This window comes from Rossellomorea sp. ABR4_004, from assembly GCF_056159585.1.
Map to the genome: position 1 here is coordinate 392,611 of NZ_JBSWVM010000002.1, position 22,224 is coordinate 414,834.

Below are 22,224 nucleotides of genomic sequence, written 5' to 3' on the forward strand. Positions count from 1 at the left end.
GCATATTTTATACCAATACTATTCAAAATCGCTATTTCTTGAATTAATCAAGAATCTTTTTAGCTAGTATTGTCAAACATAAAAAGATTAGAAATAGAACACTATCATGATTTGCTTGAATGGAGTTTTTATATTATGAAAGTCCTATATCTTACCACTGAACTAATCATTGGATTTTTCCTTCTTTTTATAATCGTTAAGTTTGTTGGAAAGAAAATCATTAATCAAATTACCCCCTTCACTTTTATTGCAGCTATTGTATTGGGAGAATTACTTGGTAACGCATTATATGACCATGAAATCGGTGTTTTTTATATTATATACTCAATGGCATTATGGGGCGGTTTACTTTTCTTGGTCGAATATCTTGGACAAAAGTATCTAGCGTTTCGTGGCATTTTTGAAGGAAAACCGTCTGCCCTTATTAAAAATGGAATAGTTGATCGAGAAGAATTGAAAAAAAACCGAATGAATATCAATCAGTTGCAAAGCCTACTTCGGCAAAGCGAAACCTTTTCTATCCGGGAGGTTGCTTTTTGTTATTTAGAATCAAATGGCTCCATTAGCATATTAAAAAAGACAAAGTATCAAAAAACAACTCAAGAAGACTTCAATATGCCTTTAAAATCTGTTTATGTTCCGGTTACTTTAATTCGCGATGGGGTAGTTTTATGGGATGAACTAATTGATTTAGGTTTTAATGAGGTTTGGTTAAAAAAACAACTCAAGTCGCAAGGCATTTCTGATTATAAAGATATATTTGTAGCTGAATGGCTAGAAAATGACGGTTTTTTTGTACAAACGTATTAATCGGTCCCCATTCTCATAAGCTTCACCTGTATATAATGTGCCTCCGGATGCTTGAGACCACTTTCCATTAGCCATGAGGAACGTAAGAATAAACTCATCCTCCCTTACCAAAACATCCTCCCAATAAAAAAGGTCAACAAAACAAAAAAAACGGTAAAGATATCTTAATTTTATATGTCTGAAAATTCTTATAATTAAATAAATACGTAGGGGAGGATGAATAGATGAAGACGAAGGTAAATAGGTTCAGGAGCAGGGTTGTCATGATAGGAATAATGGTACTGATGTTAGCAATTAGCGGCTGCTCCACCAATATGGGGGCAAATTCGGGTGACCAAGCTGATGGACAGGCTTCCAACAAAGAAAATAAGTTGGTCATTGCCCGTCTATCCGATGTGGAGAATCTTGATCATCATTTTATGTCCACCATCAATGCGGCAAGCGTCACACACGGTAAAATTTACGAGGGGCTTGTCGGCAGAGACAAAAAGGCCAAAATCAAGCCATTACTTGCAAAGGAATGGGAGCAGTTGGATGAAACAACGTGGGAATTCAAGCTAAGAGATGATGTCTCGTTTCATGATGGGACACCATTTAATGCCGAGGCTGTCAAGAAAACGTTCGATCGATTAACAGACCCAAAGGTGGCTTCTCCTCGTGCGGTTGTATTCAAAATGGTCAGGGAAGTAAAAGTAGTCGATGATCATACCGTTCAATTTCTTTTATCTGAGCCTTTTTCACCCTTATTATCCATCCTGGCGAGCCATGAAGGCGGAATCATCAGTCCAAAGACCATTGAAAAATACGGCAAAGACATTATCCAAGAGCCGGTCGGCACAGGTCCATTTGTGTTCAAGTCCTGGGAAACAGGAAAAGAGATTGTGTTTAATAGAAACGACAAGTATTGGGGAGATCAACCAACTATAAACCAAGTGGTTTTCAAAGTCGTACCTGAAGAGACAACGAGAATCTCCATGCTTGAAACGGGCGAAGCCCATATTGCAGAACCTCTATCTGTCACGATGATGGATTCAGTGAAGGCATCCAATAATGTTGAAGTCTACCGAAGTGAAGGCTTTGGTACCGAGTATGTAGGGTTTAACGTACAGAAGGAGCCCTTCAATGATGTCCGTGTCCGGAAAGCCATTTCCCATGCGGTTGAAATGGATTCCATCATGAAAGGTGTATTTAATAATATAGGAAAAAAAGCAAACTCCTTATTAGGCTCTAAAGTGTTTGGCTATCATCCGGGTATGAAATCATATGAGTATAATGTAAACGAAGCCAAGAGGTTACTGGCCGAGGCTGGGTACCCTGATGGTTTCAAAACCACATTGCTTACAATGGACAGTAAGGAAAGGATCAGCCTGGCTGAAGTCATGCAATCCCAACTCAAAGGAATTGGAATCGACTTAGAAATACAGATTCAGGAGTATGGAAGCTTTGTAGAGCAAGCCACAAGTGGAAATTCAGAAATGTTCATCATCAGTTGGAGAAATGCCACAGGCGATGCGGATTATAATCAATACAATCTCTTCCACAGCAATTCCCATGGACCTGCCGGAAATACATTTTTCTATAGTAATGATGAGGTCGATCAATTGATCGAACAGGCACGTTCTGAAATGGATCAGGAGAAACGTTTGGAGCTCTACGCGAAGTCTCAGGAGCTGGAAATGGAAGACGCTGTTTATATCCCGGTTCGTGTGATTGAGAACATGGCGGCGATTCGAAACAACGTAAAAGATTTTGCTATCAGTCCTGCCGGTTATTTGGAAATCAATGATAGTAGCATTCAATAATATTTTTAACGGAACGATTCCGTAAGACCAAAAATGAGAAGTTGCCTAACTTCTCATTTCTTATTACTATTTACTTATTCTTTCTTTCCTGCGCCTTAATGGCCACCTTCTCAAGTCCATCTTGAGCAAATTCCACATCGGACTTCGGCATCGCTTTATTATTCTTTAGATCCTTATTCTTCTGTTTAGACATTCTTTCACCACCCTTTTTGTTGTATTTATATAGTGCGCAAGGGTGGCAGCAAATATGAAGCCACTAGAAGTTTTTCTGGCCTATCATTAAAAAAGTCGACTCCATAGGAATCGACTTAAAGAAATTAAAAAACCCCATTCTCATTGGGTGAATCCTCCGGAATGGCTTGCCCAACATCCCACAATTCAACGATCCGCTCATCCTCGAAACGGAAGATATGAATGACAGCCCCTCCCAGATCCTCTGGATTCTGTCTCACATGTGAATGCACCGCAACTGTGTCACCTTCCTGGATGGTACGTTTGACTTCAAGTATCTTCTCCGGGTTTCCGGCTGCATTCTCTTCCATTGCTGACTTAAGCGAATCTGCATCTCCTGGAAAATACGGATTATGGTGGCGAAAGTCAGGTCCAACGTGACGCTCGAATGCTTCCTGGACTTTCCCCGATGCGACCAGTTGTAGAAACGAGACTGCTTTCTCTTTGTTCAAGAGTGTATCATTCATTTGCTGTCTTTCTTTCATTTCAATCATCCTTTCAATATCCAGAGTCCTACTTACAATATCATGGAAACTCAGCGGTTTCATAGTTTATTAAAAAATAATGTGATGTCACCTATTGTGCCAATACAAAAAAGACGAAATAGTAACTTGCATTTGTCACTTCTTTGTTAAAAGTTCTTTAATTGCTTTGATAAAAAGTTGTTAGAATTTAAACCAACTTAGAATCCAAGCGATGATCAGAAAAGCTAACAATGGTCAAGCCTTCATTACCTCCAATTTCCTCTTACGAATACATCATCTACTCTCAAGCGGGCTGCCTGACACTTCGTCCCACCGACTTTTTCTGAATAACCTCCTTAGTTTATGGTTTTATTGATTGAATAGTTAAATGGTTTTCAACCATAATGATAATGCAGAGAGCATTCGCTTTTCAATAAAAGAAGAAATAATTGTATGAGTGGAAAGGAGAACTCCATGAAGAAAAGGTTTAAGGTGGGAGAAGTATCCAAGCTATTCTCCATCCCACAGTCAACATTAAGGTATTACGACGAGATAGGATTATTCAAGCCAAAATATACAGATAAGGAGAATCAGTATCGGTATTATACAGCTGATCAGTTTGTACATCTTGAGACCATTATATTTTTACGAAAAATCGGATTACATATTAGAGATATTCAATGTCACATGGAAGTGAGAACCCCAGAAAACACATATGAGCTATTACAAAAAAAATTAACCAAAGTAAAGCAGGAAATGTGCACATTGGAATTGACTGCTCGAAAAATAGACCATAAAATGAGAACTTTGGAAAATGGAATGGGATTATTCGAGGACCAAGTTGTCACCTACAAGAAGTATCCTAAAAGACCGGTTTCATTTTTATATCATGACGAGCCGATTGATTTAAATATTGACTTTGAAGAAATCTATGTTGAAGGGGTAAATCAAGAAAAATCAAGCTCTTTGAATCAGGGAGTATTCACCGGTGACATTGGAGCTGCTGTCGATCCCAAAAGCCTTTATCATGATGGGCCAATCTTATATAAAAGTTTATTTAAACTACTGTGGAACAGGAACCTGACTGAGGAAGATGCTTATTTACCAGAAGGGCTATATGCCTGTTACCCTCATAAAGGACCATATGAAACTGTCGCAAAAAGCTATTCATTGTTGTTGAATGAACTCAATATCTCTGGTTATAAAATGATTGGCGCACCGATTGAAATCGGGATTATTGATGAGTCTGTGGTGAAAGATCAACAACATTTCGTAACAGAAATAGAAATTCCTGTTCAGAAGAAAAAAACAGATTGACCTTCAAGTTCCTTGAAGGTTTAAACTCTCTCTTGTAGGAAACGACAGGAGGGATACTGATGTCATCGAACATCCAAGGTAAATTAATGAATCAACCAGTTAAAAACGTCTTCTTCCACTATTTGATCCCGTCTTTAATCGGTCTTATGCTCATGTCGATCAACATTGTTGTAGACGGAATCTTCGTAGGAAATGCATTAGGATCTATTGCATTGGCAAGTGTGAACATAGCCGTTCCGGTCTTTTCCATTATTATTTCTATTTCCCTTTGGATTGGAATAGGTGGCGGGGCTCTATATTCTATGTCACTTGGGGAAAACAACGTCCAAAAGGCAAGAAGAATATTCACATTTTCAATGGCGATGGTCACGATTATCGTATTGATTATCGGAGGATATGGTTACGTTAACTTAGAGCAATTATCCATATTATTAGGTGCTAATCAGGATACCAAAGTATTTGTTATGGAGTACCTTGGCGTCCTACTTATTTGGGGAGTGTTTATGGCACTTGAAAATGCACTGAGTATTTTCATTCGAAATGATGGCAATCCTCAACTGGCCATGATTAGTCTAGTGGTATCAGCTGTCATAAATATAGTATTAAACTACGTCATGATTTTCACTCTGGAGTTAGGGGTCAAAGGTGCCGCTTTAGCTACCGTCCTCTCTGGAGTGGTTGGATTACTAGTGCTCCTTACTCATTTTTTGAAAAAAAACATTACATTAACGTTTGTACGTTTGAAATGGTCTAATCAATCTATCATTAAGATCCTTTCAATTGGTTTTCCAAGTTTCCTTGCTGAAATGGGAACATTGATATTTGTCATTGGCTATAACTTGATGATGGAAAGGCTTGCCGGTACGAATGGAGTAGCTGCCTTTTCTGTTGTTAACTATTTACACGCCTTTATGTTTCTCGCCTTTTTCGGTATCAGTTCAGCGATTCAGCCTATGATCAGCTTCTACTATGGAGCCGATCAACAAGACCGTATAAAGGATACGGTTAAAATAGCAGAGAAATCAGCAATCTTATTAGGAGCTGTATTTTTCATTATTGGGTTCATGGGAGCTCCTCTTCTTGTCTCATTATTTGGTGTTACGTCGGGTGAAATTAAATCACTTGCAATCCAGGGAATTCAGCTGTTTTTCACAGGATATTTATTCATGGGCATCAATTTCATCTATATGACGTATTATCAATCTATCGGACATATTGGACCATCGATCATGATCATTGTCATGCGTGGATTTATTCTTCTACTTGCTGCCCTCTGGATATTACCTCAATGGTTTGGCGTAAATGGCATTTGGGTTGCACTCCCGGCAGCAGAATTAATCGTCGCTTTGGTCATCATTGCTTTCACACGAAAAACCATTTTCCAAAGCAAATTTAATGGGAGGGAGAAAGTGTTTTTATCGTAATGGAGTGTAATAGCTTTTTATAAGAAAGTTTTCAGGGGCTATTTTAAGGATAAAAAAGCATTGACCGGGATTGGTCAATGCTTTTTTCGTCTTATCGGGTATTAAACGCATTCAACATCCAAATATGCTGTTCCAGGGATGTTTTAATGCCTATAAATAAATCAGCTGTAGGCTGGTCTTGAGAATCCTCTGCTGTCTCAATGATTTTCTTGGAATCCTTTACGATTTGTTCAAAATCGTTCACTAAGGCGTCGACCATTTCAGTGGACGATTCTTTTCCGTTGGATTCCTCAATGGTAGCCGTTTCAAGGTATTCTTTTAATGTGGCGATCGGCTTCCCTTTTATCGTCAGAATTCTTTCTGCCACTTCATCAATATAATTCCCCGCTTCATTGTAGTATTCTTCAAATTTCTCATGCAGGGTGAAGAATTCCGGACCCGTTACATACCAATGATAATTGTGTAGTTTTGTATAAAGGACGTTCCAGTTTGCAAGTTGTTTGTTGAGTGACACGACTAATTGTTGATTCATGTATGTTCTCTCCTTTTGTCTTTGTTATAAATGTATTATATCCTTATTTATAATTATTATCAACTAATAAGAATTATAATAAATAGTTTACATCATTATTTTTTCCACTGATTTTGATAAAATACGTTTTTCTCAAAAATAAAACCAACAGGAGCGCGACTCTTTCTTGAGTCCATCACTCCTGTTGGTTTTATAGATCTTTTTGTTCCACATTAAGTTCAATCAGATTTCCATCTGGATCTGCGCAGAAAATTTGTGCGAATCCGCTTTTTGAGTTGGGCTTTTCAAGGATTTCAATCTCGTTCTTTTTTAACCATGTTAGAGTATCATGGTAGTTTTCCACTCTTAGGGCAAAATGACCTTCCCTGCTGGATAGGCGTTTATCCTGACGAATGGTCTGAGACGAAGGGTCGACGATCAAGTGGAGCTGCTGTCCCTCTATTTCATACCAGGCACCAGGAAAACCAAAATCGGGACGCTGTATTTCGTTTAAACATAACGTTTTCCCATAGAAATTTTTCGCTTTTTCCAAATCTGTCACCGTAAGACTTACATGATGGAGACACGTATATTGAATCAAAATCCTCACTTCTTTCTTTATTGTATAGGACTGGCCCATTTACACCGTCATCTTCCAACTGGACAACGCCAGCCACCGCTCTTTCTCTTTATAATCCGGCACGATCTTCCCGACAAGTCGCCAGAAGGATCGGTCGTGATTGAGGTGGACCATGTGGCACATTTCATGTACGACCACGTAGTCGATGACACCCTGAGGGGCCATGGCAAGCTTCCAGTTGAACGTCAGCTGCCTTCTCCCATCACAGGTTCCCCAGGTTGTTTGACTGTCTGTGATGCGGATGGAACGGGGCTTGGTTTTAAAGTGACGTTGATGAACCGCAATGCTTTTCTCTACCATCGCTTTGCACTGCTTGTAGTAAAAACGTTTTAACGCCTGTTGGATCCGTTCATCTTCAAGCTCTTTTACTTGGATGTGAAGCGTCTTTCCGTCAAATGTGACATGATCCTGTGTGATTGATGGAACGTGTTGAACCTGTATGGGAAATGAGTTCCCCAGATACAAAAAGGGTTCCCCATGTTGATAGGTCTTCTCCTGTAGCCCATTCAGACGATCCTTCATCTCCTTCGATTTCTCCAGGATCACACCCCATTTATCCTCAAGCAGCCGGATCACTGATTCATCCGGGGTCCCTTTAGGTGCATGGACTTCAATGTTTCCGAAGCTGTCCAAGTAGATGCCGATGGATGTCCGGTTCTTATATTTGATCTCAAACTGTATGGTCTCACCAGAATAAGTATGGATCATCTTTTATCCCCTGTATCGGATGGCCAATCCTTTTAAGAAATTCCGTGCATACCGGTCACCGCACACTCTGTAATTGCTGTGGCCTTCTCTTCGCATAATCGCTCCCAGTTCGCCTTTTGTAATCGCCACTCCAGCCAGATCCAAGATCTCGATCATATCCTCACTTGTTAATGAGAGTGCGATCTTTACCTTTTTTAAGAGAAGGTTATTCACATGTTCATACGTCAATTCCGGTCGTTCCGTCTGTCCCGGTTTTGGCCCTCTTTTAAACGTTATGAAGCCATTCAAGAATGACTCGAACATTTCATCATCACATGGGATATGGTCTTCATCCCCAAGGATATCGTCCTCGAAATCATCACTGTACTGTGTTTTTGTGAGAACCTTCAGCACTTCTTCCTTTGAAAGCTCAATGCCTCCTAGCTCAAAGATCTCAACCATTTCTGTATTTTTAAGATCCAATGCATATCGTAATCGAATTAATAGATCGTTATTATTTAGGTTCATGTGTCGACCTCCTGAAATTTTTCCTATCACTAAAACATTAGCTTACCACTATAAGGACATGTTTTATAGTATGACCTCAATGAAAAAGAAGCTTACCTGATGACAGATAAGCTTCTTCTAAACTTGAGAGTCTACACCAGCATTAATGAACCGATCCAGCGATCCTCTGCCCCTTAACAATTGTAGCAAAGACAAAGCGAATGAACGGCCCCATGATGACAAACTGAAGAGGAAGAGCAAAGATGAAATTTTCAGAAGCAATCACACCTAGTCATTATAGTGATTAAGGAATAGGCTGCATAAGTGAATATTTCGTGAACGATTGATGGCCACTGGAGAGTATAATCTTTCATATAAAAGAGGAAATATATTAGAGTAGAATGAGCGATTTACATGCTATATAATGGAATCCAGGAGGTGATATAAATGGAAAAGCAAATGGTAGAATTCTTATTAGATCTACAAAAAGAATTTAAAGCGTTTCGAGGTGAGCTACAAGAGACTAAAGTGGATGTGAGAAACATCAGGAATGATGTAAGAGAGACTCAGTCTGATGTCAAAAATATCAGTAACGATTTAAAAGAGACTCAGTCCGATGTCAAAAATATCAGTAACGATTTAAAAGAGACCAAATCCGACGTCAAAAATATCAGTAACGATTTAAAAGAGACCAAATCCGACGTCAAAAATATCAGTAACGATTTAAAAGAGACTCAATCCGATGTCAAAGACATCAAAGAAACGGTAAAAAGAATTGAGACATCACAAACAGATGATGTCGTTGCTTTGTTAAGAGTGACCAAACAGAACGCAGAATCTGAATTCCTCTATATGAATAAAAGACTAACAGAAATCGATAAGCGAGTATTCAATCTTGAAAGTCGGGTTGAACGTTAATGGTCTTCGTAACGTAGCCGAAGCGATCAAGATTCCATCAATCATTCTTACCCCATCTTCCTACCAACATGAACCCGCCTGCTATTTCTACATTTTTTCTATTCATATTTATTAAGTCTATCTCATCTTCAAAACTTCCTTTACAATTTCTCCCGTTTCTAATACGTCGTCTTCACGTTTAATCCTGTTATACTTACTTTAACGACCATAAACCTGAAATGAGTGATGTCATGATAACCTCTTATGAGAAAATAAATCTGTCAGGAAACAAACTTGCTGAAGTGTATCTCCATAAAACTCCGGACAATCGATTTATTGTATCGATACCAGCAATCCATTGGTCTGCAGAATTCAATCAAAAGGATGACATTAGCATTCAAAGTACAAAACTTCAATCCTCACTTAATTTTCATATGTTCCAAGGGAATACAGACGAATTGGTCACAGCCATCGAAAATTTAGTTCAAAGCCATTCTTAAATACAAGGCACAAAACAGCAAATATGTATATTTGCTGTTTCTCCATGCTTATCAAGAAAGGTCCGTCCCTCAATGCTTTAATGCGTTGAGGGACGGACCTTCTTTTCATTAGGAACAAGGGGAAATTTCAGTGTGACTGTTGTTCCGTCTCCTGGATTGCTGTCAAACTGTATGTTCCCGTTGTATTTCTCCACAATGTTAAAGCAAATCATGAGGCCAAGGCCGGTTCCTTTACTCTTTAAGGAGTAGAACGGAGTCCCTAGGTTCTTCACTTCCTCCTGACTCATTCCACGTCCGTAGTCGATAATTTGAATGCAGACTTGGCCTTTTACTTTGACAGTCTTTACCTTAACAGAACCGCTATGCGGAGAGGCTTCGATGGCATTTTTAATGAGATTGATGAAAAGTTGCTTTAGTTCAATGGAATTGGCCGCCACATGACAATCCATTTCTACGTTGAGATCAATGCCATTATCGTTCAACAGACCGTACATGTTGAGTAGTTCTGTGCAATCTTTGAGAACCATCTCAACATCGACGTTATCTACCTTCTCCACATTGTCCGGCTTTGAAACGGACAGAAACTGGGAAATGACATGCTCAGCCGTATCGAGTTCATTCATCATCAAGGTAAAATTCTGCTTCTGGCTTGAGCTGAATGCCGGGTCCTCCACATAATATTGAAGAAATCCATTCACGACGGTCAGAGGATTCCGGATTTCATGGGCAACAGCCGCTGCCAGCTGACCCGTCGTCCTCATCCGCTCCGCCTGCTGCACCTGTTCATAGTAAAGCCGCTGCTTCTGAATCCGCAGATTCGTTAAATGGAAGATAAAATACAGGAGGATTTGACTGGCCAAGAAGTTCACAACATTCCCTACTAAATCTATGTAGATGTTAGGATAGTCCTGCCCCTTATCAACGAATCCGATATAACCGAATGTAAACGCAATGAACGCAGAATTGATTACAAGCGAAAAATAAAAAAGCCTCTTGTCAAAAAAGAGAATCGAAAAAGCAGGAATAAAACTAAGTAAAACAAACCCCGACCAGGTTTCAGGATACAAGTAAAACAAAGCGTAAAAATAACCGGTAGACGAGATGACCGTCATATATCTCATCCACGCATTCTCATACCAAGGATAAATCAATAGACAGCCAGAGATGATCACAATCATCACCCCATGCACCGCGAATCGTGAATTCACCGGATTATCCACCAGTAGACCCGCTATCATCAGGACAATGATGAATGAAACAATCATATAATAGTATTTTTTATGTAATCGACCATGAAATTCCTTCATTAAAAATGCTCCCACTAGAAAACTCTATTTCTGTCATTCTATGACAGGACATAGTAACTATCTTACAAAAACCGGGAATAGTCAATAATGGAAATCAATTAAAATGGGAGGGACGGACCTTCACAAGGTCCGTCCCTCCTCCATATGATTAGAAAATATTCAACAACTCATCAAAAGAATCAACGGCTTGCGTATATTCTTCCGCTTCACCAAAACCATAGCGGGCATAGATAAATGGAATCCCCGCTTCCTTTGCGGCCTTTTGGTCCCCTTCTGTATCTCCAACGTAAACAGGGTCATTTAAATGGTTCCGCTCGATGATGAGTTTAATATTTTCGCCTTTTGAAAGTCCTGTCCTCCCAGGGTTCTCGTAATCGATGAAATGCTTATCCAGTCCATGATATTCATAAAAAGCCTCAATGTATCCGTCCTGACAGTTGCTCACGATAAACAGCTTATACTTCTTGGACAGCTCTACAATCACCTCTTCCACATGATGATAGAGACTACCTCCGTGCTTACTTAAGTGCGGGATTTCGTGGCGGGACAGATTTTTCAGAAGCTGTTCCCGCTCCTCTTCGTTCAATTCAGGGAACAATCTCTTCCCGATTTCCTTCATTTGAAGCCCCATGGTTTCTTCAAGATGCTTCCTTGTTATGCCTTCTTTTAACTGGTTATGCTCGTTGATGACGCTGTTCCATGCTTCCAGAACGGATTCAATGGGATCCCAAAGTGTGCCGTCCAAGTCGAAAATGATGCTGTCCATGATTAATTCCTCCATTTAGTAGGTATTTTTCTGATAGGTAAAAAATGTCATTATATGTAGTATAGCAGAAAATTTCAGGGGGAAGGGTATTTCCTAAGTGATCTCTGCTGCTCCCATAGATCACACACCAAACAGGAAATTTATGTTAAAATAATGAGTAGAGTCAAAGACTATAACGGAGGAAAATTCAATGAACAAACATACCAAGCTGCATAACCTAATACATGAAAGCTGCAAAGAACTCGACTTCTCAGGTGTCGCTCTCGTCAAACAAGGGACAGAAGCATTATCAGAAAGCGCACATGACTTTGCAAATCGATCGGACCAGATTCCTAACACCCCGGGTACACGGTTCGGGATTGCCTCTGGAAGTAAGTTATTTACGAGCATAGGGATAGGTCAATTGGTTGAAAAAGGGTTACTCTCTTTTGACACTCGTCTGAAGGATTGTTTGGATATCGACTTTCCTCATTATGATGAACGTGTGAGCATCCATCATCTTTTGACACATACATCAGGCATTCCGGATTATTTTGATGAGGAAGTAATGTCCGATTTTGAAGAGCTATGGAAAGAAACACCGGTTTATCATATGAGATCGCTAAAGGATTTTTTGCCATTCTTTCAATCCAGGCAGATGAAATTCACACCCGGCGATCGATTTCATTACAATAATGCAGGGTTCATCCTATTGGGATTGATCATTGAACAGCAAACAGGGCAGTCTTTTACAGAATATATAGAATCTGAGATTTTCCATAAAGCAGGCATGGACCATTCAGGCTATTTTTCATTGGACTGCCTTCCCCCCAATACGGCAGTGGGATATATAGAGGAAGAGAATACATGGAGAACCAACCTCTATTCAATTCCTGTAAAAGGCGGGGCTGACGGCGGAGCGTTTATTACAGCATCAGATATGATGAGCCTTTGGGAAGCTTTATTTTCTTATAAACTACTAAATGAAGAAACAACCGGGAAACTGCTGACCCCTCATGTCCATATGAATGGAGAAGTGCACTACGGTTATGGAATCTGGATGAACCAAAGGAATGATGAAATCTACAAATTTCATGTGATGGGATATGATCCCGGAGTCAGCTTTCGTGCCTCTTATTATCCTAAACTTGACTTGAAACTGGCGATTCCGTCCAATAGAGAATCAGGGCCGTTTGAAGTGACGAAAGTGATTGAAGGGTATTTCGGAATCTGAGCATATTAAGAAGGGTTCCATCGTCTGGACATTCAGTCATCGAAGAGCGATGGAACCCTATTCTTTAAGGAAGCTCATAATAGTATCAATGTCACTTTCCGAAAAATTCAAGTTAAAATATTCATCCTTTTTCCAACAGCTTCAATTGAAATATCTCATACTTCCCCATATTAAAACAACCAGCGCAACGATGGTTAAAAGCAAATCTAGTATTGCCGTCTTCTTCTTTCCATTCTTCAGACTTATCCCTGCGTCATATAAGCTCTTAAACACCCAAAAAGCCATTAGAGACATCCAACCAATGGAGTCATTTTGAGGCTGGTCATCAAACATCATGATCCATGCCACTATAATAAAGGAAAGCAGGAATACATTGATGGCAATCTTTATAGGTTTATTCAACTCATAAGGCTCCACTTTTCCACCCTCCTTTTCACCATACCGGCGTTACATTCCCATCTTTCTTACCGCTTTTAAAAAGCTTTTACACAAAAAAGTTTAATAGGGGAAACCGTTATAGATTCGTTTACGAGTAATTCTTTCTGCCCCTTCCCTCCTAATTATTTCAAATTTACAGGATTCCTTCAATTCTTTATTTCCAAAATAAACCTTATCTTATTAAAGGACGAGGGACGGACCTAGGTCCGTCCCTCCCCCTCGTTTATTCCCCCCTTTTATGGCATAATAAAAAAATGCTCTTTTCATAAACCAATAGATGAGAGCCCATTCCATACATACACTGATTTCAATACCGAATGTTGGAGGTTTTTCTTTGTTAGCACAATTAATGAAACGAACAGCTATGAGCTACAAGCAGCTTTTTTTATACATCATCCTCGCACTATGCGTTTCCGCTTCCCTCTATTTCGTCTACCACAATCATGAATGGTATGATCGGCCGATTGCCGAAGTGATCAGTACGAAGGTTGTGGAAACGACGGAGATGGAGGATATGAACGGGAATAAGGACAAACTCTACTCCCAGCAGATCGTAGCTGAGCTGAAGAACGGAGATCAAAAGGGGGACACGATCCTCTTAAAGAATGAGTACTCATCTTCAGGGGCCACTGATCAGGAATATCACCCCGGGAACGAATTATTCGTCAGTATCGATTCATCTTCATCAGGAAAAACAGAGCTGACAGGGAACATAGAAGACGTCAAACGGGATACATACATGATGATCATCGGCTGGGTTTTTATCCTTCTCTTATTGGTGGTCGGGAAGAAGCAGGGTCTGTTCTCCCTGCTCACCCTTGGAGTCAATGCCGCCATCCTGTCCTACGCCTTGGATATTTACCTGAATTCAGAGGATATTAGCCTGTTGGTGGTATGCAGCATCGGGGTGATATTGTTTACCGGCATATCCCTTTTATTCGTCAATGGCTTTAATGAAAAAACGTACGCAGCGGTTGTTGCAACCTTGATCGGAACGTTCATGACACTCCTGATCGCCTATGGTGTGGTCAGATTCACCGCTGGAAACGGGCTTCGTTACGAGGAAATGCAATTCCTGACCCGCCCATATGAAATGGTGTTCATGGCAGGGATACTCGTAGGGTGCTTGGGAGCGGTGATGGATGTCGCGATCACCCTATCGTCGTCCATCTTCGGACTGTACGAGAAGAATCCCGACATCTCCATCAAAGCGTTGAGAAAGTCGGGATTCGAGATCGGTCAGGACATCATGGGTACGATGACGAATATTTTGTTCTTTGTCTATATCAGCGGGGCGATTCCCATGCTCATTCTGTTTTTCAAGAATGCTTCCCCACTCGGATTCACCCTTTCCATGAATCTTTCACTGGAAATGGCGAGGGCACTGACCGGGGGAATCGGCATTGTACTGGCAATCCCGATCGCCATCTATACATCCATCTTTTTTGTCAACAGAAAGAAGGTTAGAGCATGACTGTACAACTGTATCTCGCAGCCATCCTGTTCATCTTAATGATCACGATAGGTGGGAAAAAAGGTGCCCGCTCCTTTGTAGCTCTATTCCTGAACTTCGGCGTGCTCCTTTTCACCATCATCTTGATGAACGATCCGAATCTGAATCCGATTATCCTGACGCTGATCGCATGCACTCTCATCAGCTGCATATCCCTGTTTTTCATCAGTGAGATCAACATCAAGACGGTGACAGCCTTTCTTTCGACGATCATCACCACCGCCTTCCTGCTCTTCTTTATCCTGATGTTGACCGATCAGGCGATGATCCAAGGATTCAGTGAAGAGGAAACTGAGGAAATCGGGGCGTTTTCCTTATTTGTCGGAGTGGACTTTGTGAAAATCGGGGCTTCCATGATCATCATGAGTACGATCGGTGCCATCATTGATCTATCCATCTCGATTTCCTCGCCCATGCGTGAAATCGCCTTTCACAATCCTGCTATCAGCAGAAAAGATTTATTCTCCTCGGGGTTGAGCATTGGCAGGGATATCCTTGGAACCAGCACGAATACGCTGTTCTTTGCTTTCTTCGGAGGTTATATGGGACTGCTGATCTGGTTCAAGGACCTATCCTACTCGATCGGAGAAATCGTGAATTCCAAAGTATTCAGTTCTGAAATGATCTTCATCGGATCAGCGGGGATCGGTGTCGCCCTCGCGATCCCTGTCACTTCCTGGATCACGGCTTACTTTTTGGTGAAGCGGAGAAGCGAGTCGAGTGACAGGATTGAACGTTGAAAATTTTTCAGGTTCGATACTTCTAAAAAACACCAGAGACGAACCGATTCTTTCACGTCATCCAAAAGATATGGTAAGATAGCACCTACACTGATAAGACTTTAGGAGAATGACTATGAAAAAGACAATCGACCATATTGGAGTAGCTGTCAGAAACATAGAAGAAACCATCGGCTTTTACGAGAATGTTCTTGGGGCGAAGCTGATCGACCGCTATCGAAGTGATGCCAAGGGTGTCGAAAGCGAAATTGCGATCATGGAGGTGGACGGTGCCAGAACAGAATTACTTGCACCGACGAATAATGATACATCACCCATCGCACGGTTCATCAAGCAAAAAGGAAAGGGAGTCCACCATATCGCCTATCGTGTGGATGACCTCGATGCCGCTCTCGAGGAACTGAAGCAACAGGGGATCCGCACATTGGAGGATAGCCTTCGCATCAACAAGCATGGTAGAAGATTGATTTATTTGAACCCCGCTGATACGGAAGGCACGATCATTGAGTACTGTGATTATCCAGATGGGGAAAAAATGTAGCCAAACAAAAACGCATTGGACTCAACTTGAGTACAATGCGTTTTTTGTGCCCTCAAAGACCACTCTTCCGTAAATTTCCCCGTCTTCGAGTTTTTGATTGGCAAATAATACACGGTCATTTTTTCTCAACATGAATCCCTATTACCTAAAATAATACCCACCACCTGCTTCTGCAGTCTCCGCAGCTTCTGCATCCGCCTTCGTCACATGAACCGTCCCCCGAGGATGCTGAGGTGGAGCATAAATGGAATAGAGCTTAATCGGCGTATCACCTGTATTAATCAAATTATGCCACGTCCCGGCCGGTATCACGATCGCAAAGTCTTCCTTCACTTCTCTCTCAAAGGTTACGTTATCCTGCCGGTCACCCATCCGGACGATTCCCTGCCCTTGTTCAAGACGAAGGAATTGATCAAGATTCGGGTGGATTTCCAACCCGATATCCTCTCCCGGATTAATGCTCATCAAGGTCACCTGAAGATGGTCCCCCGTCCAAATGGCGGTGCGGAATGTGTCATTTTGAACCGTTGCCTCGTCGATATTCACGACAAACGGTGCGGGACCATAATCCATCGATGCCATCCGACTGTCCACATCCCCTCCAAGCACACTTAGGCGCCTCGCATGCTCCCATTCATCCTTACACGCATTCGCGAACACCTCATATACTGGCTGATGCTGCGAGTTCAGGCATCCGATCCGAAACTGTTCGTAATCCGCCACTTCCGCTTCATATCCTCTTTGCAGTCCATCCCGGTAAGAATGGAATGGAACACTCTCTACCTGATAAACCGGCTGACTTCCCGTAAGCGAAGTATATAGATTGGTCAGTTGCCACCAGTGACGCTGTTCGTCTTCCATCAGTTGAAGAAGTTCATGCTGGTGGTATTGATTCGGGGCTGCATGGGCTAATCGGCTGTACAGATCGGCTGTTGCCGCTTTTCTCCTGATGCCGTCGAAAAGGAATTCAGCAATCGGCTGATTGGCTTCCTCCCCGGTTCTTGCCATGGGGTTTGGATTCGCATAAGGCTGATACGGATACGTCATCGGTACATTGTACATGCTGCTCATTCCCTTCAGATTTTTACCAAGATATCTTATGTAAGTGCCAGGAAATTGTGCTTATACCCATTCGAACGGATTTACGTTCAAGAGATTACCATTCTATCATTCGGGTATAGCATACAAATGGATGCATTTGGAAAAAGAGTGAACAAGGTGATCTTCATGCAAGCTGGTATTTTCCGTTCCTGGTCGGAATCTCCGTCTTTCTCGGACTGATTCTGATCGGAAAGCAGGATTTATCATTTATCCTTACCTATAGTGTTGGGATATCGCTTGGCTTTGTGGTGATTTATTGGATTAGGAGAAAGCGGGAGAACTAGCCCATTACAGGAAACGCCTTCATTATTGATGGACTTCCTGTGTTAAAATAGAGAAAATTCAATCAACCGAATGAAAGGAAGCTGAACCCATGATACCGTCAGAATTACGAAACCGCATCCGAAACGGAGAACACCGATCCCATACTTCCGGTGTGTGCCAGGATTATGTACAGACCAATTTAGTCGTCCTGCCTAAGGAATACGCCTTTGACTTTTTATTATTTACCACACGAAATCCCAAATCCTGCCCGATCGTCGAAGTGCTGGAAGCAGGTGAATTCGAATCAACATACGGGAAAGGTTCCGACATCAGAACGGATATCCCCCTCTATCACGTATATGAGCATGGTCAATTGGTGGAAAAGAAAACGCTCATCGATGATGTCTGGAAAGATGACTTTGTCACCTTTCTCATCGGGTGCAGCTTCACATTTGAAAGTCAGCTGATCAAGGGGGCGATCCCTTTGCGGCATATCGAGGAGAATAAGAATGTTGCCATGTATAAGACGAATATCCAGACGGAGAAAGCCGGTGTGTTCCAAGGGCCAATGGTCGTCTCCATGAGACCGGTCCCGAATCACCTGGTACAAAAAGCAGCCGACATCACCTCGCTATTCCCTAAAATGCACGGGGCTCCTGTCCATATCGGCGACCCGACTGAAATCGGCATCGGGGACATCACACGCCCTGATTATGGCGATTTTGTGGGCATCAAGGAGGGAGAAACACCGATGTTCTGGGCTTGCGGGGTGACGCCTCAAGCAGTGGCCATCCATGCAAAGATCCCCTTCATGATGACCCATGCCCCTGGTCATATGTTCGTCACGGACTGGAGCAATGAAGAGTACTTGAAGGAAGGAAAATGAGGGACGGACCTCTTAGAGGTCCGTCCCTCATCCCGTTACAACGGGGAATGATAGAGTGATCGTCGTGCCTTGATATACCTTACTTTGAACGTTTACCTTACCACCCATCGCATCAACCAATTGAAAGACCGTCATCATCCCGAGACCTGTCCCTTTGGTTCCTTTCAGGGAAAAGTAGGGCTCACCAAGGCGGGTGATTTGTTCCTGGGTCATTCCGATCCCCGTATCATGGATGCCAATCAACAACCGATTCTTTTCTTCATGGCTGAAGACATTCAGTGCTCCGCCTGATTCCGTGGCTTCGATCCCATTTTTCAGAACATTGATGAAGACTTGCATCTTCTCATATTTAATCGATTCCATTTGAAGAATCACGGTGAGCCTGATCATCTCACAAAGGTACAAGACAAGGAAAGTGGATACCGTCAGGACACCTGAATAAATTACAAACGCCGGATAATCCTTAAAATCAAAGAACAGCGAAGGAATCAGAAGTCCCAAAATGGAGTAACAGAAGGAAAAGAGGGTAAACCAGTACACTCTGATCCTCCACGGTTTCTCAGATAGTTTCGGAGACAGATAGTAGATGGCAATACTTGATAGAATCGTGAGGACGATTGTGACAATCAATCCAGTCCCCATAAACGGGACCCGAACGGCGATCATCGTGATGGCCAGTCCTATCAGTACCTTTCTTCCCCCGTATATCCCTCCAATTAAAAAAGGAATGAAACGCAAATCATAGAGGAAACCGCTATGTAATTGGTGCGAAAGCAACACACTCAGAATGATCAACACCATATTGGTGACAAAAGATTGAAAAGGCCCCATATGAGCTTTATTCATGCTTTGCTTCGATAAATGGTAGAAATTCACTAATAAGACAATGATCAGAATAACAAGGAGGTTGATCAGTAATCCGTTAAATAACGCTGAATGGTTCATCATGTATGCCTCCATAATTTCAGGTCTTTGGTCGAATGCAGACGAGGTCCGTCCCTCTTATGGGTTTACCTTAAACATCCCTGTCATATTCGGTGAGTAATCCTTGAAATCGTATTGTTCATAAAAAGCTTCCTTTCCTTGTGAAGCGAACAACCCCACGAATGCCTTACTGGGGGCGTGTTCTTTGATGTAGCGCATCAAGTCATCCATGATTTCCTTTCCGATTCCCATGCCTTGATAATCTGGACGGACTACCACGTCCTGAATGTAGAAGTAAATTGCACCATCCCCCACGATCCTTCCCATCCCGATCACTTCATTCCGGTCCTTCACCATGACAGAGTAAACCGAATGAGCCAACGAGGTCTCGGCAACGTCAAAATTCATATATTCTTTCCATCCGACACTTGAACATAAAGTTACGTATTCATTCAGGGTCGGGGTTGTATTGGCATGAGTTCATACTGTTTCATGGGGAACCTCCAAAAATAGATATTTCTTACTATGCAATGTTTAATAGTTCGACAAAACGCCTCAAAATCCTCCTATTGGAGACTAAGGAGTGATACAGTTCATGCGTTTCATTCGAGATTTCAAAGTAAAAACCCGACTTCTGCTATAATCAGAAGTCGGGTTTTCACCTGCTAGATTTCACTTTCATATTTTTTGATTTTCCGCTGTATTTTCTTTAGATTTTCTTTCATATCTTCCATTTGACGGAGTACGTTTTTTTCCTGATCCCGCATCATGTCTAACCGTTGAGGGATCGTGTGGTTCCCTTCCATCGTCCAGTGTACAAATTGTTTGATTTCTTTAATGGGCATACCTGTATGTTTCAAACATAGTATCATCTCTAAAAACATCAGTGAACCCTCATCAAAGATCCGATCGCCACTATCCGTTCGCTTAACAAAGGGCAACAGCCCCTGTCGATCGTAGTAATGTAATTGGGAAATCGTCATATGATTCATTTTGGCTACTTGACCGATAGAATAGTCCATTGTTTTCCACCCTTTTTTACCAAGGAATGATTCCGTCCCGGTTGAGAATTTTTCCGTTATAGTTTGTCTCGCTTAACGCATATTTAACAATGATTTCTGCACCTTCAGCAGTCGTCTTCCCACCAGGAGCATTTCCATTCAGATCAGTAGAGGTAAAGCCCGGCGTCACACCCAGGATTTCAGGGCCCCCGGTACCAAATTCTGTACCAAACGATAACGTTAAAGCATTGACGGCGGTTTTGGATGAATTGTACCCTAATACATTGAGGGGATGAGTCTCCCCCCTATCAAACATGGTTTGGGAAGCCATATCGGTCGTGACATTCACAATCTTACTTCCACTTGCTTTTTTCACGAGTGGCAGGAACGCTTGAATCACCTGGAAAGTGCCAAAGAAATTCACGTCAAATTCTTCACGGAGCATATCTACCTTTAATTCACTTGGTTGAATGCCAAAATCCAATGCAATTCCAGCGTTATTGATGAGCAAATCAAGATGTTCCGTTACCTCTTGAATGGTATGGACTGCGTTTTGGATAGAACCTGTGTCGGAAATGTCAATAGGAATGAACCGAACAGTTGCATACCCCAGGGATTCTACAGCTTTTTGTCCAAGCTCCTCATTCCGGGCACCTAAAAAAACATCATACCCTTTCTCAGCCAACTGCCGGACGATTTCATAACCAATTCCTTTATTTGCACCTGTAACAAATGCGTATTTTGTCATCATTTGTTCCTCCATTTTATTAGTTGATTGTTGTACATTTGAAGGATACATCCTAAACCTTGGTTTAGGTCAAGGATAATTTTTTTATAATAAGCTAGGTTAGAGTTATTCCTGATAATAGAGATAAAAAAGGGGAACCGCCCAAAGTGGTGTTCCCCTTTTTTATGGACTTTCCATATTCAAATATTCTTTCTTCAATAGTGAATAAATAACAAAATCTAAAAATACATCTCTTTCGAAATAATAATCTCTTAAATATCCCTCTTCTTTAAATCCACACTTTTCTAATACCTTTCTGGAACGAATGTTAGCTGGAAAGGTAAGAGCTTCAATTCGATTAAAGCCAAGTGTATGAAAGCCGAATTTAATGACTTCACTTAGTGCTTCTCTCATAATTCCTTTTTGCCAATATTCAGGTGATAAACCGAATCCAATCTCCGCTTTAAACTCGTTCTTTTGCCAATTTTCAAAGCCACAAGTTCCGATAATACGATCTTCATCCTTAATTGTAATTCCCCATTTCATCCCTTTGTTATTATCAATTCTCTCATTTAGTAATCGAATAAGATTTATAGCCTGTTCTACTTCCGTGAAGCATTCCGAACCACTGAACTCTGCATACCTATCATTAGAGAAGTAATGGAATAAATCCAATGTATCAGTTGTTCGTAGCCTTCTTAATAACAACCTTTCAGTCTCTAAAATTGTAAATGTTTCCATATAACAGTGTCCTTTCAGTTATATCATAAAATCTTATTTCCACTGCTCGATACTACAACAAGAAAGCTGCAATCTCCTTCTTACAGAAACGCTCCCTATTGCTGAATAGACCAAGCATCACAACTTGGAAAAAGATGATAACCTAAGCTTATCATCATCATCTTTTTCCACAGTATAGACAACTGTTCCTGAGATACAAATCAACAGAGTCCTTTAACATAGCTTTATAATAAGAAGGAACGGTTCCAAACAATAGAACCACCCCTTCACTT

Annotated in this window: 25 protein-coding genes and 1 pseudogene; 11 read left to right on the forward strand and 15 right to left on the reverse strand. The window is 41.4% G+C overall.

The genetic code is table 11. The features are described from left to right. Positions 1-135 precede the first annotated feature (135 nt). Together ACXAF2_RS14785 and ACXAF2_RS14790 are read left to right on the forward strand one after the other, a co-directional pair. Complete coding sequence (locus ACXAF2_RS14785) at positions 136-810, forward strand: DUF421 domain-containing protein (protein ID WP_475139748.1); 675 nt, start codon at positions 136-138, stop codon at positions 808-810. Between the two features lie 224 nt (positions 811-1,034). Further along, on the forward strand, positions 1,035-2,612 hold the full coding sequence (locus ACXAF2_RS14790; protein WP_475139750.1) for a glutathione ABC transporter substrate-binding protein: 1,578 nt from the start codon (positions 1,035-1,037) through the stop codon (positions 2,610-2,612). Between the two features lie 70 nt (positions 2,613-2,682). On the opposite strand, the gene ACXAF2_RS14795 is transcribed toward ACXAF2_RS14790, so the two are convergent. Next, positions 2,683-2,805 (reverse strand): hypothetical protein, encoded by a 123-nt coding sequence (locus ACXAF2_RS14795; RefSeq protein WP_258549680.1) that lies wholly within the window; start codon positions 2,803-2,805, stop codon positions 2,683-2,685. A 124-nt stretch (positions 2,806-2,929) separates the two neighbouring features. Further along, positions 2,930-3,328: a nuclear transport factor 2 family protein gene (locus ACXAF2_RS14800; RefSeq protein ID WP_475139751.1), complete on the reverse strand. Its 399-nt coding sequence runs from the start codon at positions 3,326-3,328 to the stop codon at positions 2,930-2,932. 453 nt (positions 3,329-3,781) lie between these two features. Here ACXAF2_RS14800 and ACXAF2_RS14805 point away from each other — a divergent pair, with 453 nt between their 5' ends. Continuing rightward, positions 3,782-4,624 (forward strand): MerR family transcriptional regulator, encoded by an 843-nt coding sequence (locus ACXAF2_RS14805; RefSeq protein WP_475139753.1) that lies wholly within the window; start codon positions 3,782-3,784, stop codon positions 4,622-4,624. Between the two features lie 59 nt (positions 4,625-4,683). Further along, positions 4,684-6,048: an MATE family efflux transporter gene (locus ACXAF2_RS14810; protein WP_475139755.1), complete on the forward strand. Its 1,365-nt coding sequence runs from the start codon at positions 4,684-4,686 to the stop codon at positions 6,046-6,048. 91 nt (positions 6,049-6,139) lie between these two features. Here ACXAF2_RS14810 and ACXAF2_RS14815 read toward each other — a convergent pair whose 3' ends face one another. The 4 genes from ACXAF2_RS14815 to ACXAF2_RS14830 form a co-directional block, all read right to left on the reverse strand. Further along, positions 6,140-6,580 carry a Dps family protein gene (locus ACXAF2_RS14815; RefSeq protein ID WP_475139756.1) on the reverse strand — a complete coding sequence of 147 codons (441 nt, stop codon included), beginning with the start codon at positions 6,578-6,580 and terminating at the stop codon, positions 6,140-6,142. A gap of 190 nt (positions 6,581-6,770) precedes the next feature. Further along, the gene (locus tag ACXAF2_RS14820; protein ID WP_475139758.1) at positions 6,771-7,160 is read right to left on the reverse strand and encodes a VOC family protein; all 390 of its coding nucleotides are present in this window, start codon (positions 7,158-7,160) and stop codon (positions 6,771-6,773) included. A 39-nt stretch (positions 7,161-7,199) separates the two neighbouring features. Then, complete coding sequence (locus ACXAF2_RS14825) at positions 7,200-7,907, reverse strand: M48 family metallopeptidase (RefSeq protein WP_475139759.1); 708 nt, start codon at positions 7,905-7,907, stop codon at positions 7,200-7,202. A 3-nt stretch (positions 7,908-7,910) separates the two neighbouring features. Further along, positions 7,911-8,414 (reverse strand): YehS family protein, encoded by a 504-nt coding sequence (locus ACXAF2_RS14830; RefSeq protein WP_475139760.1) that lies wholly within the window; start codon positions 8,412-8,414, stop codon positions 7,911-7,913. A 426-nt stretch (positions 8,415-8,840) separates the two neighbouring features. Between ACXAF2_RS14830 and ACXAF2_RS14835 the strand changes: the two genes are divergently transcribed. Together ACXAF2_RS14835 and ACXAF2_RS14840 are read left to right on the forward strand one after the other, a co-directional pair. After that, entirely contained in the window at positions 8,841-9,311 is a 471-nt protein-coding gene (locus tag ACXAF2_RS14835; protein ID WP_475139762.1) for a hypothetical protein, read from the forward strand. A gap of 230 nt (positions 9,312-9,541) precedes the next feature. Further along, on the forward strand, positions 9,542-9,790 hold the full coding sequence (locus ACXAF2_RS14840; protein ID WP_475139763.1) for a YueH family protein: 249 nt from the start codon (positions 9,542-9,544) through the stop codon (positions 9,788-9,790). Between the two features lie 77 nt (positions 9,791-9,867). Here ACXAF2_RS14840 and ACXAF2_RS14845 read toward each other — a convergent pair whose 3' ends face one another. After that, on the reverse strand, positions 9,868-11,097 hold the full coding sequence (locus ACXAF2_RS14845) for an ATP-binding protein (RefSeq protein ID WP_475139765.1): 1,230 nt from the start codon (positions 11,095-11,097) through the stop codon (positions 9,868-9,870). Positions 11,098-11,245: 148 nt separating this feature from the next. Beyond that, entirely contained in the window at positions 11,246-11,863 is a 618-nt protein-coding gene (locus ACXAF2_RS14850; RefSeq protein WP_475139767.1) for an HAD family hydrolase, read from the reverse strand. Positions 11,864-12,053: 190 nt separating this feature from the next. Here ACXAF2_RS14850 and ACXAF2_RS14855 point away from each other — a divergent pair, with 190 nt between their 5' ends. Further along, the gene (locus ACXAF2_RS14855) at positions 12,054-13,076 is read left to right on the forward strand and encodes a serine hydrolase domain-containing protein (protein WP_475139768.1); all 1,023 of its coding nucleotides are present in this window, start codon (positions 12,054-12,056) and stop codon (positions 13,074-13,076) included. A 141-nt stretch (positions 13,077-13,217) separates the two neighbouring features. On the opposite strand, the gene ACXAF2_RS14860 is transcribed toward ACXAF2_RS14855, so the two are convergent. After that, positions 13,218-13,493: a hypothetical protein gene (locus tag ACXAF2_RS14860; RefSeq protein WP_475139770.1), complete on the reverse strand. Its 276-nt coding sequence runs from the start codon at positions 13,491-13,493 to the stop codon at positions 13,218-13,220. A gap of 370 nt (positions 13,494-13,863) precedes the next feature. On the opposite strand from ACXAF2_RS14860, the gene ACXAF2_RS14865 reads away from it, so the two are divergent. The 3 genes from ACXAF2_RS14865 to mce all read left to right on the forward strand — a co-directional run bounded on the left by ACXAF2_RS14865 (position 13,864) and on the right by mce (position 16,308). After that, on the forward strand, positions 13,864-14,988 hold the full coding sequence (locus tag ACXAF2_RS14865) for a YibE/F family protein (RefSeq protein WP_475140414.1): 1,125 nt from the start codon (positions 13,864-13,866) through the stop codon (positions 14,986-14,988). Continuing rightward, positions 14,985-15,767: a YibE/F family protein gene (locus ACXAF2_RS14870; protein ID WP_475139771.1), complete on the forward strand. Its 783-nt coding sequence runs from the start codon at positions 14,985-14,987 to the stop codon at positions 15,765-15,767. The genes ACXAF2_RS14865 and ACXAF2_RS14870 overlap by 4 nt, the downstream gene beginning before the upstream one ends. 115 nt (positions 15,768-15,882) lie before the next feature. Next, positions 15,883-16,308 (forward strand): methylmalonyl-CoA epimerase, encoded by a 426-nt coding sequence (gene mce, locus ACXAF2_RS14875; protein ID WP_475139773.1) that lies wholly within the window; start codon positions 15,883-15,885, stop codon positions 16,306-16,308. 141 nt (positions 16,309-16,449) lie between these two features. Here mce and ACXAF2_RS14880 read toward each other — a convergent pair whose 3' ends face one another. Further along, complete coding sequence (locus tag ACXAF2_RS14880) at positions 16,450-17,370, reverse strand: cupin domain-containing protein (RefSeq protein WP_475139774.1); 921 nt, start codon at positions 17,368-17,370, stop codon at positions 16,450-16,452. A gap of 412 nt (positions 17,371-17,782) precedes the next feature. Here ACXAF2_RS14880 and ACXAF2_RS14885 point away from each other — a divergent pair, with 412 nt between their 5' ends. After that, positions 17,783-18,559: a putative hydro-lyase gene (locus ACXAF2_RS14885; RefSeq protein WP_475139777.1), complete on the forward strand. Its 777-nt coding sequence runs from the start codon at positions 17,783-17,785 to the stop codon at positions 18,557-18,559. A gap of 27 nt (positions 18,560-18,586) precedes the next feature. Here ACXAF2_RS14885 and ACXAF2_RS14890 read toward each other — a convergent pair whose 3' ends face one another. The 5 genes and pseudogenes from ACXAF2_RS14890 to ACXAF2_RS14910 all read right to left on the reverse strand — a co-directional run bounded on the left by ACXAF2_RS14890 (position 18,587) and on the right by ACXAF2_RS14910 (position 21,952). Beyond that, entirely contained in the window at positions 18,587-19,504 is a 918-nt protein-coding gene (locus ACXAF2_RS14890) for an ATP-binding protein (RefSeq protein ID WP_475139778.1), read from the reverse strand. Between the two features lie 57 nt (positions 19,505-19,561). Continuing rightward, positions 19,562-19,977, reverse strand: a pseudogene (locus ACXAF2_RS14895) (GNAT family N-acetyltransferase). 171 nt (positions 19,978-20,148) lie between these two features. Further along, positions 20,149-20,505 (reverse strand): MerR family transcriptional regulator, encoded by a 357-nt coding sequence (locus ACXAF2_RS14900; RefSeq protein WP_475139780.1) that lies wholly within the window; start codon positions 20,503-20,505, stop codon positions 20,149-20,151. A gap of 16 nt (positions 20,506-20,521) precedes the next feature. Next, positions 20,522-21,232, reverse strand: coding sequence for an SDR family NAD(P)-dependent oxidoreductase (locus ACXAF2_RS14905; protein WP_475139782.1), 711 nt, complete (start codon positions 21,230-21,232; stop codon positions 20,522-20,524). Positions 21,233-21,394: 162 nt separating this feature from the next. After that, positions 21,395-21,952, reverse strand: coding sequence for a GNAT family N-acetyltransferase (locus ACXAF2_RS14910; RefSeq protein WP_475139784.1), 558 nt, complete (start codon positions 21,950-21,952; stop codon positions 21,395-21,397). Positions 21,953-22,224 lie beyond the last annotated feature (272 nt).

Bases quoted from the DNA above. Each gene is read 5' to 3' on its own strand.
- ACXAF2_RS14865 (WP_475140414.1), top strand. From the start codon at position 13,864: ATGAAACGAACAGCTATGAGCTACAAGCAGCTTTTTTTATACATCATC.
- ACXAF2_RS14870 (WP_475139771.1), top strand. From the start codon at position 14,985: ATGACTGTACAACTGTATCTCGCAGCCATCCTGTTCATCTTAATGATC.
- mce (WP_475139773.1), top strand. From the start codon at position 15,883: ATGAAAAAGACAATCGACCATATTGGAGTAGCTGTCAGAAACATAGAA.
- ACXAF2_RS14885 (WP_475139777.1), top strand. From the start codon at position 17,783: ATGATACCGTCAGAATTACGAAACCGCATCCGAAACGGAGAACACCGA.
- ACXAF2_RS14815 (WP_475139756.1), bottom strand. From the start codon at position 6,580: ATGAATCAACAATTAGTCGTGTCACTCAACAAACAACTTGCAAACTGG.
- ACXAF2_RS14785 (WP_475139748.1), top strand. From the start codon at position 136: ATGAAAGTCCTATATCTTACCACTGAACTAATCATTGGATTTTTCCTT.
- ACXAF2_RS14910 (WP_475139784.1), bottom strand. From the start codon at position 21,952: ATGGAAACATTTACAATTTTAGAGACTGAAAGGTTGTTATTAAGAAGG.
- ACXAF2_RS14840 (WP_475139763.1), top strand. From the start codon at position 9,542: ATGATAACCTCTTATGAGAAAATAAATCTGTCAGGAAACAAACTTGCT.
- ACXAF2_RS14830 (WP_475139760.1), bottom strand. From the start codon at position 8,414: ATGAACCTAAATAATAACGATCTATTAATTCGATTACGATATGCATTG.
- ACXAF2_RS14795 (WP_258549680.1), bottom strand. From the start codon at position 2,805: ATGTCTAAACAGAAGAATAAGGATCTAAAGAATAATAAAGCGATGCCG.
- ACXAF2_RS14890 (WP_475139778.1), bottom strand. From the start codon at position 19,504: ATGAACCATTCAGCGTTATTTAACGGATTACTGATCAACCTCCTTGTT.
- ACXAF2_RS14805 (WP_475139753.1), top strand. From the start codon at position 3,782: ATGAAGAAAAGGTTTAAGGTGGGAGAAGTATCCAAGCTATTCTCCATC.
- ACXAF2_RS14880 (WP_475139774.1), bottom strand. From the start codon at position 17,370: ATGTACAATGTACCGATGACGTATCCGTATCAGCCTTATGCGAATCCA.
- ACXAF2_RS14800 (WP_475139751.1), bottom strand. From the start codon at position 3,328: ATGAAAGAAAGACAGCAAATGAATGATACACTCTTGAACAAAGAGAAA.
- ACXAF2_RS14855 (WP_475139768.1), top strand. From the start codon at position 12,054: ATGAACAAACATACCAAGCTGCATAACCTAATACATGAAAGCTGCAAA.
- ACXAF2_RS14810 (WP_475139755.1), top strand. From the start codon at position 4,684: ATGTCATCGAACATCCAAGGTAAATTAATGAATCAACCAGTTAAAAAC.
- ACXAF2_RS14835 (WP_475139762.1), top strand. From the start codon at position 8,841: ATGGAAAAGCAAATGGTAGAATTCTTATTAGATCTACAAAAAGAATTT.
- ACXAF2_RS14900 (WP_475139780.1), bottom strand. From the start codon at position 20,505: ATGGACTATTCTATCGGTCAAGTAGCCAAAATGAATCATATGACGATT.
- ACXAF2_RS14850 (WP_475139767.1), bottom strand. From the start codon at position 11,863: ATGGACAGCATCATTTTCGACTTGGACGGCACACTTTGGGATCCCATT.
- ACXAF2_RS14905 (WP_475139782.1), bottom strand. From the start codon at position 21,232: ATGACAAAATACGCATTTGTTACAGGTGCAAATAAAGGAATTGGTTAT.
- ACXAF2_RS14790 (WP_475139750.1), top strand. From the start codon at position 1,035: ATGAAGACGAAGGTAAATAGGTTCAGGAGCAGGGTTGTCATGATAGGA.
- ACXAF2_RS14845 (WP_475139765.1), bottom strand. From the start codon at position 11,097: ATGAAGGAATTTCATGGTCGATTACATAAAAAATACTATTATATGATT.
- ACXAF2_RS14825 (WP_475139759.1), bottom strand. From the start codon at position 7,907: ATGATCCATACTTATTCTGGTGAGACCATACAGTTTGAGATCAAATAT.